The following is a 15,100-nucleotide window of genomic DNA, read 5'->3' as shown; positions in this document are numbered from 1 at the left end:
ACCCCTGAACTACTCTCGACTTTTCGCTCCCATCATCATTCCTTCGCCGAATCTATCGCTCGCGCTATCAACCCTGCCTGTGCACCCGCCACGAATCCAGCGTCGATGTTCACGGTCGAAAGGACGGTACAGGACTGCAACATCCCCGAGAGCGCGGATTTTCCCTGTCCGGCGTGGCCGTAGCCGTTCGAAACCGGCAGGCCGATGACGGGCGTATCGACTAACCCCGCGATTACCGTGGGGAGCGCCCCCTCGCGTCCGGCGGCGACGACGAGCACGTCGAGGTCGCGGAGCGCATCTACTTCGTCCAGCACGCGCACGAGGGACGCCACGCCCACGTCGTGAATCTCTTCGGTGGTTGCGCCCATCTCTTCCGCGACGGCGACCGCCTCTCCGGCGGGAATCGCGTCGCTCGTGCCCGCGCTGACGACGCCCACCGTGGCGTCGAGTTCTGGTTTGTCGAATCCGACTGCGTGCGCGACGAGAATGTTTGCTCGCTCGCGGACTCGGACGTTCGCGTCCGGATGCTCCTCCGCGAGGCGTGCGCGGACTGCTCGTATCTGCTCGTCGTTGGCCCGCGTGACCAGCGCTCGCCCCGCCGTTTCGACGGCCGCCGTAGCGAGGGTTGCTACCTCGGTGGGCATTTTCCCGTCGCAGAGAATCGCCTCCGGGACGCCTCTGCGCGTCTCTCTGGCGGCGTCGAAGCGTCCGGCCTCCGTCGTCGCGTAGCCCGACAGTCTTGACTCGGCTTCGGTGACGCTCAGTTCTCCCGCGGCGACCGCTTCGAGTAATTCCCGCATATATGCCTCTCTGTGTTCCTCCTACTCCCGTCTATCGTCCCACGCCTGTCTACTTTTCTCAACTTAAAAGTTTTGGCCCAGTTGGTAGAGTCGGGCGGATTCTTCTACTCGTGGGGCTTAACCGCATAATTTGGGAAGCTTTATTAACTGGGCTACGGAACGTCAATCCTGTATGGCAGACCTTATTGTCAAAGCCGCTGTGAAGGAAGCGCTCGACGACAAAAACGTTGCGTCGGACTTTTACGATGCACTCGACAAAGAAGTCGCTGCGCTCCTCGATGACGCCGCCCGACGTGCCGAGGAAAACGACCGGAAGACGGTCCAACCTCGCGACCTGTAAAACACGAAACTTTCTTCCATTTATTTTTCGCCCGCCCAGCGACTGCTGAACGTTCTCCGACCCTCCGACTACCGAATTTCCGCGCCGTCGTCGGTGCCGACGTGAATCTCGTCCGCCATCCCGACGAATAGGCCGTGTTCCACCACGCCGGGAATCGACGCGAGACTCCTCGTGAGCTCCCGGGGCGAGTGAATCTCACCGAACGAACAGTCGAGAACGAGATTTCCGTTGTCGGTGACGACCGGACCGTCCTTTCGTTCCGCTTCGCGCAAGGTGGGTTCCCCGCCCAACTCCCGGATATCCGCGGCTACCGTGGTTCGAGCGGGGGGAAGCACTTCGACTGGGACTGGGTGATCCAGTCGTTCCGCTTCCTTGCTCGGGTCTGCCACGACGAGGAACCGTTTCGCCGCACTGTCTACCACTTTTTCGCGGGCGTGGGCCGCCCCGCCGCCCTTGATGAGACTTCCTCCGGCGAACTGGTCTGTCCCGTCGATTGCGAGGTCGATTTCCGACACCGAATCGAGGTCGGTCAGCGGAATCCCTTCCTTACGGGCTAGTTGGCGCGACTGGAACGAAGTCGGAACTCCCCGTATATCCATTCCGGCGTCCACCGCGCGCCCAATCGCGCGAATCGCGTGAGCCGCCGTGCTTCCCGTTCCCAGTCCGACGACCATCCCGTCTTTGACCGCCTCTGCCGCGCTCTCGCCCGCGTTTCGCTTCGCCTCGTCGCTTCCACCCGTCGATTTCATATACGATGTGGTTTTTCGCCTCGGTTCGAAAAAGGTTTGCGAGGACGTTTGGATAGGTGGAGTTACGAATTTCGCTTTATTTCCTGTGGCGCGCTGAGACAGGCCTGAGGACATATCGTCCGAAGGCCTGTCTTGATAGCGTGCGAGGTCTTCGTGAGCGACGGCGGAGTTCTCGTGAGCGACGCGAACGAGAGCAGGGGAAACCGTGTCTCTTCCCGTGCGAGCGAATGGCTCATCAGAGCGTACCACTGATGGTGGATGACCAGAACGAACGCAGTGAGCAAAGGAATCGGCTGGGGTGGGTGTGACCAAGGCGGTTCCGTGGCGGATGAAGGGCGAGGGCGGAGCGAGTGAAACGAGCGAAGTTCGAGGGCTTCGTTTGTTGTCGTGATTTGCCAAAACGTAGTATCGTCAAATAGTAGTGAGCAAATCACGACAATAAATAACTGCCACCGCAACCGCCACATCCTTCCCAACCGATTCGCTCCCTCGCCTGCGCTCGGTTGCTCATCCCTCGCGAGATAATCGACGGGTCTTCGTTGCTCGCGGTTGCACCGCTCGCGTCCGAGATTTTTGCGAAACCTCGTTCTCCTCAGACCCGCCGATGCGCGCGCCACGTTGTCCATGTGGTTTTCGACCCAACCCAACTCGCGTCGGCGGTAGGATTTTGACGATATACTCCGTTCACGTTTGTATGGCTGCGGCGCGCACGACCGAAAACCACGGAGAACACGACTGATGGACGCGCGCGAAGTGTTCCGAATGAGTTGGCGCTCCATCCGGGGTCACAAACTCCGCTCGTCGTTGACGACGCTCGGCGTGATAATCGGGGTTGCGGCGGTCATCGCGCTCGCAACTCTCGGTGCAAGCGTACAGGCGTCCATCATCGGCGACGTTGGCGGCGAGGAAGCCCAACAAATCTACGTCTGGACCGGCCCCGAGGGAGAGCAGGGTGCGCCCGGCGCGGGCGCACAACCCGTGTTCTCAGAGCGCGATATAACCCGAATCGAGGGCATCGACACCGTCGAAAGCGTCATCCCGCGCGGGAGCGTTCCGACCTCGGGGCTCAGGTACGGCAACGACACGGTGGCCAGAAGCGATGTCGTCGCCATCACGCCCGGGTACTTCGACGGCGCGGAATTCGAATCCGGCAGCGCGTTCTCGAGCGGCGCGAACGAAGTCGTCCTGAACACCGCCGCGGCGACCCAATTCGACGAAAACGTCTCGGTCGGCGACTCCATCGCCATCCTCCGCGCGAACGGTTCGGGCGTCAACGCTACCGTGGTCGGCATTCTGAATGGTTCCGAAAGTCAGGGGCCGTTCGAGGGTTTTGCCTCCCAACCGCGGGTCTACACGCCGACCGACCCGTTCTACGAGACGAGCGTGTCGATTGACGGCGAGAATCGCCGCGTGTATCCGCTGCTCACGGTCGTTGCGACCGACCCGGACGCGGTTGAACCCGCCCGCGACGAGATGCTCCGCTATCTCGAAGCTGATTCGGATGCAGCTTCGCTCATGCCGACGGAGTACGACTTTTCTGCCCGGACGAATGAGGAACTGCTCCAGCAGGTGCAAGACCTGCTCAACACGCTCACCGGCTTCGTGACGGGTATCGCCGTCATCTCGCTGGTCGTCGGTTCCATCGGTATCGCCAACATCATGCTTGTCAGCGTTACGGAGCGAACCAAGGAAATCGGTATCATGAAAGCCGTCGGCGCACAGCGCCGGGACGTTATTCAGTTGTTCCTCGTGGAAGCCGTCATGCTCGGCCTGCTCGGTGCACTGCTGGGAACGCCGCTTGGCGTCGGCGCGGCGTACCTCGTCGCGGGCTACATCGACGTGTCGCTCACTTTCCCGCTGGAGTGGTTCGCCATCGCAATCGCGGTCGGCGTTCTCGTCGGCGTGGTCGCCGGACTGTATCCGGCGTGGAGCGCGGCCCGAACCGACCCCATCGACGCGCTTCGATACGAATAAAAAAGCTGGACGTTCGAAGCACTATTTACACATTACTCGACTATCAACAATGAGTGAATGCGGTCACCCCCGCATTCTGGGGGGATGGGGGAATTCCTGCTCACCCCTATAATCGGCAACCGTGCTGCGACACGCGATGCCCGAGTCAATTTTCGAATGGGCAATCTGGGAGGGTTTTGGGGTTTCCGCGATTCCCCTTCACCGGTCGTTCGCGTTCGAATTCTGCCGAATATCTCCCGGTTGAGGAGCGGCGATACTTCCGTTTCGGATGCGATTCCGCACCCATTTTTGCACGCGCCCATAGCACTATTTTCCTTCCCGTCGTAGTCCCGGCCATGCCACGAGAAGAACTGGTGCAAGCCGCAGAGGAACTGAAACACGCTAGCACGAATGTTTCCGGCGACGTAAAAGACCGACTCGAATCGCAAGCCGATACGCTAAGCGACCTCGCGGAAGCAGACCACGGTCCCGACCACGGCCGACTCGACCGAATCATGCACTCGCTGTCGGAACTCAAATCCGACGTTGACGAGGAGACGGAAGAACGAATCGAGAGCGCTTACGACCACGTCAAAGCACACCGCGAAACCGTAAGCGGCGTCTGAACTTCGCGGTGGACTTCACTCAGCAGACTGGTTTCGGATTGACGCCCATCGACTCCAATGATTCCGTGTACTCTTCGTACGCCGCGGTAATCGCGCCGTTAGCGGCCTCTTTTGCCTGCTCCCACTCTTCGTCGGAATTGCAACGTTCGGCGAGCAGCTCGACCGCTCCGTCCAACTGTTCTTCGAGGTCGCCTTTCAAATCGCGGAACAGACTCGCCGATTTGGGGTCCGCCTGCCCGGTGAAAAAACCAGTCAACTGCGTCTTCGATTTTTCGCTCGCGAGCGTGCGCCCGACGAATCCACCCAGTCGTTCGCGGGTGTCGTCCAGTCCGCGGAGATACTCGTGCAGTGCAGGAATATCGCCCGGTTCGTGGTCGTCCATTTTCCCCGAAACCGTCTCGTAATGCTTCGTCTCCGTCTCGGCGTTGCTCGCAAACAGGTCGCTCGCATCCTCGTCGTCTTCCGAATCGGCCCACCGAGTGAACGTCTCGGATGCCGCATGCTCGGAGTCGGCGGCGGCCCGAAACACTTCGTCGGGTTCCAGTTCGCCTCCGGTTGCCGCGTACAGGGATTTCGATGAACCGAGCCGCGAGAGGGCGGTTTCGTTCTCCTTACGGACTGCTTCGACAAATTCGTCCGAATCCATGCGCCACGGTACGCAGGCGACCCGCTTGTATTCTCCGACGGCGGAAAGAAAACGGACGAACGAAGGACGAACCGCGAGCAGGCTACGGACTAACACATCTCGTCAAGCGGAACGAACGCATCCGCGTCGGCGGTCATCCAGTTCGCCATTCGCTGGAGGCGGGTCGCTTCGGTCGGATAAATAGTACATCTGTCCGGTTCGCCATTGTACTCGACCACGACGGACGACAACTCCAACGATCGCCCGTCGGTGGCTCTCGGTTTCGGTTCGGCCAATTTGTCGATTGTATCGAAACTACCGGTCATGTGTGATCTCGTGAAGCGTCCGGAAGACGCGTCAGTATCGAGATTCGGTCGCTTCTCTATAACCCCTGCTAGTAGGTCTCTGTATAGATACGTACCTCTGACGTGTTGCTCTTATCGAACCTCCTCGACCACTTTCATCGATAGAAAATACTGATTTATCGACCGCTTTGCGACTAGTTTCCGCTTCCGGTCTCGATAGGTGCGTCGACGAGGTTGCCCCATTCGGTCCACGACCCGTCGTAGTTGACGACGTTGTCGTAGCCGAGCAGCTCCGATAGCGCGAACCACGCAATCGAGGAGCGTTCGCCGATTCGGCAGTAGGCGACGACCTCCTGGTCGTTCGTTACGCCTTCGCTCTCGTACAGTTCGCGGAGTTCATCGGGGCTTTTGAACGTGCCGTCGTCGCTGACCGTGGCCGCCCACGAGACGTTCGACGCGCCGGGAATGTGGCCGCCGCGCTGTGCGGTTTCTTGGAGTCCTGGCGGGGCGAGCACTTCGCCACTGAACTCTTCTGGCGAGCGAACGTCCACGAGTGGAACGCCGCGGTCGATCGCCTTCTCCACGTCGTCGCGGTAGGCGCGGATTCCCTCGAACGGCCCGCGGGCGTTGTACTCGACTCCGGAGAATTCCGGCTCTTCGTCCGTGGTCGGATAGTCGTTTTCGACCCAGTAGTCGCGGCCGCCGTCCAGCAGGCGCACGTCGCGGTGGCCGTAGTATTTGAACTGCCAGTAGGTGTAGGCCGCGAACCAATTGGAATTGTCACCGTACAAGACGACGGTGGAATCTTCGGTGATACCGTGGTTTCCGAGCAGGTCTGCGAAGTCCTCTTTTTCGAGGATGTCCCGCTTCGTCTGGTCTTGTAGTTGGGTTTCCCAGTTGAACCCGATTGCGCCGGGGGCGTGGGCGTCGTCGTACGCCTCGGTGTCCACGTCCACCTCTACTAGGCGGTATTCGGGATCATCGCTCTCGAACTTATCCAAGTTGTCCTCGACCCAGTCCGCGGTCACGAGCACGTCTTTTGCGTAATCACTGTTACTCATGCACGTCTATCTTTCTGCGCCCCGATTATATCGTTGTTACTGCCGGAAGGTTCCGCCTTCTGTCGAGTCTTCCGGCGTATATTGCCGCAAAATACGCCCGATTTCACCGCAAAGCGTTGTCGTCGGATACACTGGCGGAAATCAACCACAAACATCCGGAAATTATTTCCGGATTCTCCGGTCTTCCGCTCGATTCGACGGAACCCGGGTGGCTAAGACGTTGGCGTCGCTAGGTCGATTTGATGCAGGATACCGTCGTCGTTTCCGCGGACTGGCTCGCAGCACGACTGGACGAGGTACACGTCGTCGATGTGCGCGACGAATGGGAGTTCGAGGGAATCGGCCACCTATCGACTGCGGTCAACATTCCGTTCGATGAATTTCGCTCCGCCGACGCGGACGACGCGGGAATGCTCCCCGGGGCCGAAACGTGGGCCGACCTCCTCGGAAATGCCGGAATCACCGAAAACGACACCATCGTCGCCTACGACGACATGCACGGCGTGTTCGCGGCACGATTCCTCGTCACCGCCGAACTGTACGGCCACGAAAACCTCCACCTCCTCGATGGAGATTTCAGTTCGTGGCAAGGAACCCACGAAACGACGTCCAACACAGTAGACCCGGATGCGGTGACGTATCGGGTTCGAGAACCCGAGGAAAATCCACTTATCGGACGCGAAGAAGTCGAATCGGCAATCGACGACCCGGATGCCGTGCTGGTCGATACCCGCGACCCCCAGGAGTTTGCCGAGGGACATCTACCGAGTGCGATCAACGTCGATTGGCTCGACCTCGTGGATGACGATACCCGCGGTCTCAAATCGTCGGACGAACTCCGCGACATCCTCGATTCGAACGGCGTGACACCCGACAAGCGGGTAGTTCTCTACTGCAACACTGCCCGACGAATCAGCCACACCTACGTCGTCCTCTCGCATCTGGGCTACGACGACATCGGGTTTTACGAGGGGAGTCTTACCGAGTGGACTGGTTCCGACGGTGAACTCGAAACGGCGTAGTCGGGGAGCAATTCACACGCGCTCGGTCGTAACGGCTCTTTTCCGTCCGCTCGCTCCGATACGCCGTCGGCGATTCGCGTTGCTCGATGGAATCACCTCACGACGATGGCGTGGTTTTCGTCATTACCACCCGGAAACGGCCTCAGGCGACTCGGTAACGGAAAAGAGGGTTCGAATGTTAACTGTTCGAGTCGATTGCTGGTGTGAACCTAACGAGGATAGTTTTTCATTGGCCTGCAAAACGGTGGAAGCCCTTTATCGTAGGTTCCGGCCTATAGCCTGTCACCCCGGGAGGGGAAAAGGGATGACCGAGAAGAAACAAACAGACACAGAAAACGTCGAATCGGCAGAACGACGCTCGTTTATGAAGAAGGGCGCGCTCGCAACGGGTGCGCTTGCGTTGGGTCTCGGTAGTGCCGGAACCGCCGCAGCGCAGGACAGTGAGGTGTTGGTCTACACATACGACTACCACCCGAACGTTCCATTCCGCGTCACGAACGCCTTGGAGCAATCGACTACGGTGCGACTGCTCGAACGACCCGGTGGCGGTGACGTGCCCGAAATCAGCCAGCCCGACGACTACAGCGGCTACGTGATTCGTTACAACCTTGGGGGCCAAAACGCGGCGATAACCACGATGATGTTCTCAAGGTCTGCGAGTCTCAGTTCGGGCGACCGACGACGGTTCTCTGGCGACGCCACCATCTTCAGCAGCGAACTCAACCTGCTGAGCACCAACCTCCAAGGCGGAGGCGGCAACTAAGTAGTCCGCTGTTGTGTTGGTTGAAGAACAACGAGATTTCGCGTTCATTTTTCGAATACGACAGAGAGAAGAGTGGGTACCAAACCGTCCGTTTCCGTACTCCAAAATGACTGAACTGGTATGAAAGACGACCGTGAACGAGCGAACGAACCATCGGAACTCATCGACGCCACTTCAGTCGGTCCCCCTTCGCTCGAATCCGTTTTTAACGTCCTCACCCGCCAGACCGGTGAACGTCCGCCGATTGGTACCGCATTGCTGTTCACCCGCGATTATCACCCTCACGTTCCGTTTCGCGTCCTCGGAAATCTTCCCGCCACGATAACCGTCGCCATCCTCGATGAACCGCCCGACGGCGTGCAGGTACTTTCGCAACCGGACGATTATAACGGATACGTCATCACCTACGAAATCTACGGGACGCCCATCTACACGTTCCTGTTCACGCGCCAATTTCTGCCGACCGGTGACCGTCTTCGACTCGGAGAGGACGCCACGTACTTCAGCACGAATCTCAATCTACTCGAAGTTTCCATTCTGCAAGCGTGATACCATCCTCGGCATATTTCATATAGCGATATTTAATTTACACTCCCTCCTGTCCACTTCTCTCCACGGGCCGAACATCATGCCGGTTAAGTATCACCGACTACAACCACTGGGTAATGAAACGTCGAACATTCCTCACGGCGGGAAGCGCCGCCCTCGCAGGGCTCGCCGGTTGTCTCGACAATTCCGGTTCGGAACCGACGGACTCCGGTGCTTCGGGAACGTCCGCTAAGACGACCGCTCAAGCCGAGCTCGGTGGCACGCTGAAAGTTGCCACGTACAGCGCGCTTGTTGATTCGCCGAGTTCCTCGCCCGGCCAGTGGCTGAAAACGGAGTTCGAAAAGGAATATCCGCAGGCCACGCTCGAATGGCAGACGCCCGAAAACGAGGTGAATCATTTCATTCAGCGAAAAGCGCAGGGCGTCACCATCGACACCGACGTGTACGTCGGTTTGAACGTCGACCATCTCATCACGATCGACGACAAAATCGGCGGTAAACGGTTGTTCGCTCCGGTTGCAGATTCGCTGTCGAACTACGGCCACGTCAAAGACGATCTGAAGTTCGACCCGAAACGGCGGGCGGTTCCGTACGACACGGGTTACATCAGCCTCGTTTACGACGCACACCAAGTGGACGAACCCGCCTCATTCGACGCGCTGACGAAATCGAAGTTCCGGAGCACGCTCATCACCCAAAACGCCCAGCAGGCGGTTACCGGGCGCGCATTTCTGCTCTGGTCGATTCACGAGAAGGGCCCCGACGCATATCTCGATTATTGGAAGCAGTTGATGCAAAACGATACCCAAATTCTCGGGTCGTGGGATGCGGCCTACACGGCCTACTCGAACGGCGAACGGCCGATTGTCGTCTCCTACTCCACCGACCAGGTGTACGCAAACCGCTCCGGCGCGGATATGCAAAAACACCAAATCGGCTTCCTGAACGGACAGGGCTACGCGAACCCCGAAGGGATGGCGAAGTTCGCCGACACGGACAACCCGCAGTTGGCCGACGTCTTCCTCGACTTCGTGCTCTCGAAGAAAGCCCAGTCGAAGATTCCGACGCTCAACGTCCAGTTCCCGGCGACCGACTGGGCCGACCCCGGAAAGGAGTTCGACGAGTACGCCAAAGCGCCCGACCAACCGGTGACCTACTCCTACGACGATCTGAAGGGCAACGTCGAAGGATGGGTTGACAAGTGGGCGCGGCAAATCGCAACCAACTGAATGGAAGTTCGGCAGTGGCTGGAACGGCACGCGCTCCCCCTTCTCGGAGTCGCAACCACTGCCGTCCTCGCCGTGCTATTCTATTTTCCGGTTGCCATCGTCTTTGCGGATGCGGGCAGTCTGGACGCCTTCCTGAACGTTCTAACCGACCAGTTTTATATCAACGAAATCTTCGGCTTTACGGCGTGGCAAGCGCTTCTCTCCACGCTCGCCAGCGTCGCCATCGGATTGCCGGGTGCGTACATTCTCTCGCGTTACGAGTTCCCCGGCAGACGGATGATTCGGTCGCTGACCATCATCCCGTTCGTCATGCCCTCGATTCTCGTCGCCATCGGTTTTGTGGCGATGTTCGGCCAGCGAGGCCTGCTAAACGACGCGCTCGGAATCGTGGGACTGGGACCGTATTCCTTACTCTACAATCTGCCAGCAATCGTGGTCGCTCACGCGTTTTACAACGCGCCGTTGGTCGCCAGAATAACGAACGCAGCGTGGGAGAGCGTGGACGCGCGCGAAGTCGAAACCGCCCGCAGCCTCGGCGCAGGGCGGTTTCGAGCGTTCCGCGACGTGCTCCTTCCGCAACTCCTCCCCGCGATTCTGACCGGTACGCTTCTCGCGTTCATCTTCACGTTCATGTCGTTTCCCATCGTGCTCGCGCTGGGTGGCTTCCAGTTCCAGACCGTCGAGGTGTGGATATACGACCTCGTCCGAAGGCTCGACTATTCGGAAGCCGCGGTTCTCGCCGTTCTCGAAACCACCCTCTCACTGGGGCTGACCTACGCATACCTCAGGTACGAAGCGCGACAGACTTCAGCAACCCGAGCGAGTCGGCCACTTGCCCGAAAACGGCTGTTTTCGGGCGTTCGCGGGCTATCGGAGTCGCTCGAACGCGCGGGCGTGCTGGTCTACGTCCTCGTCGTCGGCGTCCTTTTCGTCGGCCCCCTCGTCAGCACCGTCCTCGAAAGCCTGACCGGGCCGAACGGATTCACCCTGCGGTACTACGAATTTCTCGTCACCCGGCAGGTTTCGGGGGCAACTTTTCAGACGAAACCCGGCGTCGCAGTCCAGAACTCGTTGTTCTTCGGCGTCGGCACGCTCCTCATCGCGCTCCCGATAGGCGTCGTCATTGCGGTGGTTTCCAGAGCGCGCGGTGGCCGACTCGTGGAGGCGATTGCGATGGCTCCCTTCGCGGTTAGCGGCGTGATGGTCGGTCTCGGCATGCTTCGCGGACTCGTCTTCGGCGTTCCGGTCGCCGGAACCAGAATCCAAGTCGGCGGCGCGGTCGCCATCGTCGCGGCTCACGCCGTCGCGGCCTACCCCTTCGTCACGCGAAACGTCGCCCCGATGCTTTCCGGTATCGACCCCCGAATGGTCGAATCCGCGCGAGCGCTCGGAGCGACCCGATTCCGGTCGTTGGTGGACATCGAACTCCCACTCGTCGCGGCCGGACTCGCCGCCGGGGCCGCCTTCGCCTTCGCGATCAGCATCGGCGAATTCGACTCGACAGTTATTCTTGCCACGGGCAGTAGCAGTTACACGATGCCCGTCGCCGTCGAACGCTACCTCGGCAACCGAACGCTTGGCCCAGCGACCGCGATGGGAACCGTTCTGCTCGCGGTTACCGCGGTCAGTTTCGTCGTCATCGATCGCCTCGGCGGAAGGTGGGAGAATGGATAGACTGTCCTTCGGAGGTGGGCGGATGGACGCAACGAGGTGGAAAAATGGTTGACGTTCGTCTCTCCGGCGTGCGCAAGGAGTACGACGGCGTGACCGCCCTCGAAGAACTCTCGATTCACGTCGAAAACGGCGAATTCTTCACCCTCGTCGGCCCGTCCGGATGCGGCAAGACGACCACGCTCCGCGCGATTGCCGGATTCGAGGAACCGACCGCAGGAACAGTCCAGTTCGGAACACGCGAAATGACTGGCGTGCCGCCGGAAGACCGCGACGTGGGAATCGTCTTCCAGAACTACGCGCTGTTTCCCCACATGAGCGTCGCGGAAAACGTCGGATACGGCCTCCGTTTCCGCGACCCGCCCGGAACGGTGACGCGAGACGAGCGCGTTCAATCACTCCTCGAATTGGTCGATTTGGCCGACTTCGGCGACCGTAATCCCGACGAACTCTCCGGCGGCCAGCAACAGCGCGTTGCCCTCGCTCGCGCCCTCGCCCCCGGCCCGGACGTGCTTCTTTTGGACGAACCGATGAGCGCCCTCGACGCGCGCCTCCGGGACGACCTTCGAACGCAAGTCTCCAGAATCCAGTCCGACCTCGGCATTACGACCATCTACGTCACCCACGACCAAGAGGAGGCGCTGGCGATAAGCGACCGCGTGGCCGTCATGCACGACGGTCGAATCGAGCAGATCGGTTCCCCAGAGGATGTGTATCGCAGACCCAAATCACGATTCGTCGCGGAGTTCGTCGGTGAAAACAACGTTTTCTCGGGCGAGACGGCTGCACACGAAACGGGGGGGTCGCTGGTCGCGGTCGACGACCACGAGTTTAGAGTTGCAGACGCGACGGACGGCAACGTGACGTTCTGCGTTCGCCCCGAAGCACTTCGATTGGGCGGTGGCGAAAATACGTTCTCGGCGACCGTCGAGACGGTCGAGTTTCTCGGCGAAGCGTTCCGCGTACACCTGGACTGGAACGGCAAACCGGTCATACTTCGGGTTTCGGAGGCACCGGAAAACGACCGGGTTCGCGTCGGGTTCGACGCCCGAGACGCTCACGTCGTCGAAGGTGGTACGCCTGAACTGGTCGAACAGCGATAAAAAAAGCGACCGAGGTCGTTACGATTCGTTACTTGCCGCGCAGCTCGGCGCTACCGGTGCCGACACTACCGTCGTCGTCCGTGACGCGCAGTGTAACTTCGAGGATTTCACAGTCGGGCACCGTTACTTCGGCAGTCGTACCGGTCGTTTCGAACTCACCGTCACCGTCGAGGTCCCATTCGTAGGAGACGATTTCGCCGTCCGAATCTGTCGAGTTCGAGGCATCGAGCGAGACGGTCTCGCCGCCTTCGAACTCCTTCTCGTCGGCGTTCGGTGGTTCCGTCTCTATCGTCTCGGTTGGCCGCGAGTTTTGTTCGTACAGCGAATCGTCAGCCAACCGTTCGTCTGAGTTCGGTCGTTCGTCGCTCGATGTGAGCGCGAAGAGTTCACCCGACGGGTAGTACGTGGCGTCGTCGTCGGTCCACGCGTATACGTCGCCGTTGGCGACCGCGATACCGCGAACTCTCTTGTCGTTAGTGTACCGCGACACAGCGTAACTCCAGCTCTCGTCGCCGGAATCGGCATCCAGTGCGTACACTACGTTGCTCGAATACACCGTTCCAACCAGGTCAGAGGGGTGATCGGAGTACTCGGATTCGTCCTCCCAGGCGTCTTGGCTGGCGTATTCGCCACCGATGTAGACCTGTCCGTCGGCAACCGTGGGCGGCCCTTGGATGTCGGCGGCGGTTTCGAAGCGCCAGACTTCCTCGCCAGTTTGGCCGCCGAAGGCGTGTACGGCACCCATCTCTTCGCTGTTCTCCGGCTTGTTCCACTCGTAATCGTCATCGGTGCCGACGTACACGACGCCGTTCGCTACGGCGGGAGCACTAATCTCGTCAATCGTGCTGTCCGCCATGCTGTGCTCTGCAGTTTTCGTCCACAGCGCACTGCCGTCGTCAGCCGAGAGGGCGTACACCGTGTCCGGGTTGGCGGTCAGGTAGATGACGCCGTTCGAGATTGCGTATCCCGAAACGTCATCCTCGTCGACCGGAAGCGTGGTATTCCACTGTTCCGTCCCCGCATCGGCATCCAGCGAGATTATCCGACCTTCGGTGTCATTGAGCACGTAGACGCTTCCGTCCGCGACGCTCATCGACCCTCTCACGTCTGGTGCCGTCCAGACGGTCACTCCGCTCTGCGGGTTGACCGCCTCGGTTCCGTCTCCGTTGCCACGTAGAGGTGGTCGTCAGCGTACACTGGTCTGTTACCGTCTCGGTGCCACTTGGTCTCGCCTGTTTCCGTATCGAGTGCGAACAGTCCCGCAGTTCCGGTGTCATCACAGTCCAACTGTTTCGACAACTGCACTCAGGAGATGTTGGAGTAATATTATAATCCGAATAAAATTAATAGCGATGTTTACAAAACCGCTAACCGTTCTTCTAAGTTACATTCTTTAACTATATTTTGTCGATTGGCTCGCTACACATTGAACGATAATATGATACCTTTCTATCATATTATCTGGCTTTTTCGCTTGTTTCTTTGAAAACCGGTTCACCCCCACCGAATCTCCGATGAATCGTCCACGAAGTTATTTGGAAAATATCGCGACCAGCGATAGAAACTCCGCTTAGTAGTTGCTCGTGGTATCGGTAGTGTCGGTTCTTTCGGTTGTGTCGGTGAAATCGTCCGTCGTTTCGGTCGTAAACCGTTCGGTCGTGCCCGTGTTGAACGTCCCTTCGGTCGTATCTGTCGTAAACGTCCCATCGGTCGTATCGGTGAAGTCATCGACGGTCGTTTCCTCCGTCGTGAACGTTCCTTCCGTCCCCGTTCCGAAATCACCCGACCGGACGATATTGCCCTGCATGCTATTCGGATGATACCGACAGCGATAGCGCCGCACACGGTCGGTCGCGCGGAACGACATCGCGCGCGTTTCCCCCCTGCGGGATGACGCTCCGGTTTCCCTCAACACGTTCCCCGAATCTCCGTTTTCTTCGCCGAGTATCTGTAACCGGTGTCTTGCACCGTCCAAGTTCACCCAGACGATTCGATAGCGTTCGCCTGGAACCAACCCTATCGTCGGATTGTCCGCACGCTCGATGACGCCCGGCGCCAACCCGAGCCAAGCGTCGGTTCGTGCGCCGAGGACGATAACCCGCTCACCTCCAGTCGTCGTTTCGGTACCACCGTCCGTGGTTTCAGTCGTATTGCCTCCATTGGTCGTGTCCGTCGTCTCCGTCTGGTTGTTCTGCGCCATCGCGATGCGTCCGAGAACTCCGACTCCGGCAACACCCCCTGCCGTCTTCAAAAACGCTCGACGCTGTGATTTCGGTGACCCCGTCATTTTGTTCCTCTGAACGG

General features: G+C 59.4%; 17 protein-coding genes. 9 read left to right on the top strand and 8 right to left on the bottom strand.

From position 1 onward, the window contains the following. Positions 1 to 35: 35 nt before the first annotated feature. Positions 36 to 800 carry a nickel pincer cofactor biosynthesis protein LarB gene (gene larB / locus LIX15_RS06030; RefSeq protein ID WP_227776590.1) on the bottom strand — a complete coding sequence of 255 codons (765 nt, stop codon included), beginning with the start codon at positions 798 to 800 and terminating at the stop codon, positions 36 to 38. A 172-nt stretch (positions 801 to 972) separates the two neighbouring features. Here larB and LIX15_RS06025 point away from each other — a divergent pair, with 172 nt between their 5' ends. Beyond that, entirely contained in the window at positions 973 to 1,140 is a 168-nt protein-coding gene (locus LIX15_RS06025; protein ID WP_227776589.1) for a DUF1931 domain-containing protein, read from the top strand. A 68-nt stretch (positions 1,141 to 1,208) separates the two neighbouring features. Here LIX15_RS06025 and rpiA read toward each other — a convergent pair whose 3' ends face one another. Beyond that, the gene (gene rpiA, locus LIX15_RS06020; RefSeq protein ID WP_227776588.1) at positions 1,209 to 1,889 is read right to left on the bottom strand and encodes a ribose-5-phosphate isomerase RpiA; all 681 of its coding nucleotides are present in this window, start codon (positions 1,887 to 1,889) and stop codon (positions 1,209 to 1,211) included. A gap of 738 nt (positions 1,890 to 2,627) precedes the next feature. On the opposite strand from rpiA, the gene LIX15_RS06015 reads away from it, so the two are divergent. Together LIX15_RS06015 and LIX15_RS06010 are read left to right on the top strand one after the other, a co-directional pair. Then, entirely contained in the window at positions 2,628 to 3,863 is a 1,236-nt protein-coding gene (locus LIX15_RS06015; RefSeq protein WP_227776587.1) for an ABC transporter permease, read from the top strand. Between the two features lie 335 nt (positions 3,864 to 4,198). Then, positions 4,199 to 4,468, top strand: coding sequence for a DUF7553 family protein (locus LIX15_RS06010; RefSeq protein WP_227776586.1), 270 nt, complete (start codon positions 4,199 to 4,201; stop codon positions 4,466 to 4,468). A gap of 19 nt (positions 4,469 to 4,487) precedes the next feature. Here the strand turns inward: LIX15_RS06010 and LIX15_RS06005 are convergent, their stop codons facing one another. The 3 genes from LIX15_RS06005 to LIX15_RS05995 form a co-directional block, all read right to left on the bottom strand. Beyond that, positions 4,488 to 5,114: a rubrerythrin family protein gene (locus LIX15_RS06005; RefSeq protein WP_227776977.1), complete on the bottom strand. Its 627-nt coding sequence runs from the start codon at positions 5,112 to 5,114 to the stop codon at positions 4,488 to 4,490. A gap of 89 nt (positions 5,115 to 5,203) precedes the next feature. Continuing rightward, entirely contained in the window at positions 5,204 to 5,419 is a 216-nt protein-coding gene (locus LIX15_RS06000; RefSeq protein ID WP_227776585.1) for a DUF7511 domain-containing protein, read from the bottom strand. 173 nt (positions 5,420 to 5,592) lie between these two features. Then, positions 5,593 to 6,459 (bottom strand): sulfurtransferase, encoded by an 867-nt coding sequence (locus LIX15_RS05995; protein ID WP_227776584.1) that lies wholly within the window; start codon positions 6,457 to 6,459, stop codon positions 5,593 to 5,595. 242 nt (positions 6,460 to 6,701) lie between these two features. Between LIX15_RS05995 and LIX15_RS05990 the strand changes: the two genes are divergently transcribed. The 6 genes from LIX15_RS05990 to LIX15_RS05965 all read left to right on the top strand — a co-directional run bounded on the left by LIX15_RS05990 (position 6,702) and on the right by LIX15_RS05965 (position 12,796). Beyond that, positions 6,702 to 7,481: a sulfurtransferase gene (locus LIX15_RS05990; RefSeq protein ID WP_227776583.1), complete on the top strand. Its 780-nt coding sequence runs from the start codon at positions 6,702 to 6,704 to the stop codon at positions 7,479 to 7,481. 304 nt (positions 7,482 to 7,785) lie between these two features. Then, on the top strand, positions 7,786 to 8,244 hold the full coding sequence (locus tag LIX15_RS05985; RefSeq protein ID WP_227776582.1) for a hypothetical protein: 459 nt from the start codon (positions 7,786 to 7,788) through the stop codon (positions 8,242 to 8,244). 120 nt (positions 8,245 to 8,364) lie between these two features. Next, positions 8,365 to 8,793: a hypothetical protein gene (locus LIX15_RS05980; RefSeq protein WP_227776581.1), complete on the top strand. Its 429-nt coding sequence runs from the start codon at positions 8,365 to 8,367 to the stop codon at positions 8,791 to 8,793. 116 nt (positions 8,794 to 8,909) lie between these two features. After that, the gene (locus LIX15_RS05975) at positions 8,910 to 10,022 is read left to right on the top strand and encodes a thiamine ABC transporter substrate-binding protein (protein ID WP_227776580.1); all 1,113 of its coding nucleotides are present in this window, start codon (positions 8,910 to 8,912) and stop codon (positions 10,020 to 10,022) included. Beyond that, the gene (locus LIX15_RS05970) at positions 10,023 to 11,696 is read left to right on the top strand and encodes an ABC transporter permease (RefSeq protein WP_227776579.1); all 1,674 of its coding nucleotides are present in this window, start codon (positions 10,023 to 10,025) and stop codon (positions 11,694 to 11,696) included. A gap of 44 nt (positions 11,697 to 11,740) precedes the next feature. Beyond that, the gene (locus tag LIX15_RS05965; protein WP_227776578.1) at positions 11,741 to 12,796 is read left to right on the top strand and encodes an ABC transporter ATP-binding protein; all 1,056 of its coding nucleotides are present in this window, start codon (positions 11,741 to 11,743) and stop codon (positions 12,794 to 12,796) included. Positions 12,797 to 12,824: 28 nt separating this feature from the next. Here LIX15_RS05965 and LIX15_RS05960 read toward each other — a convergent pair whose 3' ends face one another. The 3 genes from LIX15_RS05960 to LIX15_RS05950 all read right to left on the bottom strand — a co-directional run bounded on the left by LIX15_RS05960 (position 12,825) and on the right by LIX15_RS05950 (position 15,083). Next, positions 12,825 to 13,889 carry an outer membrane protein assembly factor BamB family protein gene (locus LIX15_RS05960; protein WP_265338413.1) on the bottom strand — a complete coding sequence of 355 codons (1,065 nt, stop codon included), beginning with the start codon at positions 13,887 to 13,889 and terminating at the stop codon, positions 12,825 to 12,827. A 32-nt stretch (positions 13,890 to 13,921) separates the two neighbouring features. Beyond that, positions 13,922 to 14,101, bottom strand: coding sequence for a hypothetical protein (locus LIX15_RS05955; RefSeq protein WP_227776576.1), 180 nt, complete (start codon positions 14,099 to 14,101; stop codon positions 13,922 to 13,924). A gap of 265 nt (positions 14,102 to 14,366) precedes the next feature. Continuing rightward, on the bottom strand, positions 14,367 to 15,083 hold the full coding sequence (locus LIX15_RS05950) for a hypothetical protein (protein WP_227776575.1): 717 nt from the start codon (positions 15,081 to 15,083) through the stop codon (positions 14,367 to 14,369). Between the last annotated feature and the right edge of the window lie 17 nt (positions 15,084 to 15,100).

This window comes from Haladaptatus pallidirubidus, assembly GCF_020700235.1.
Taxonomy (GTDB): domain Archaea; phylum Halobacteriota; class Halobacteria; order Halobacteriales; family Haladaptataceae; genus Haladaptatus; species Haladaptatus pallidirubidus.
The sequence above is the reverse complement of the archived record's forward strand: the minus strand, read 5'-3'. Positions and strand labels throughout refer to the sequence as shown.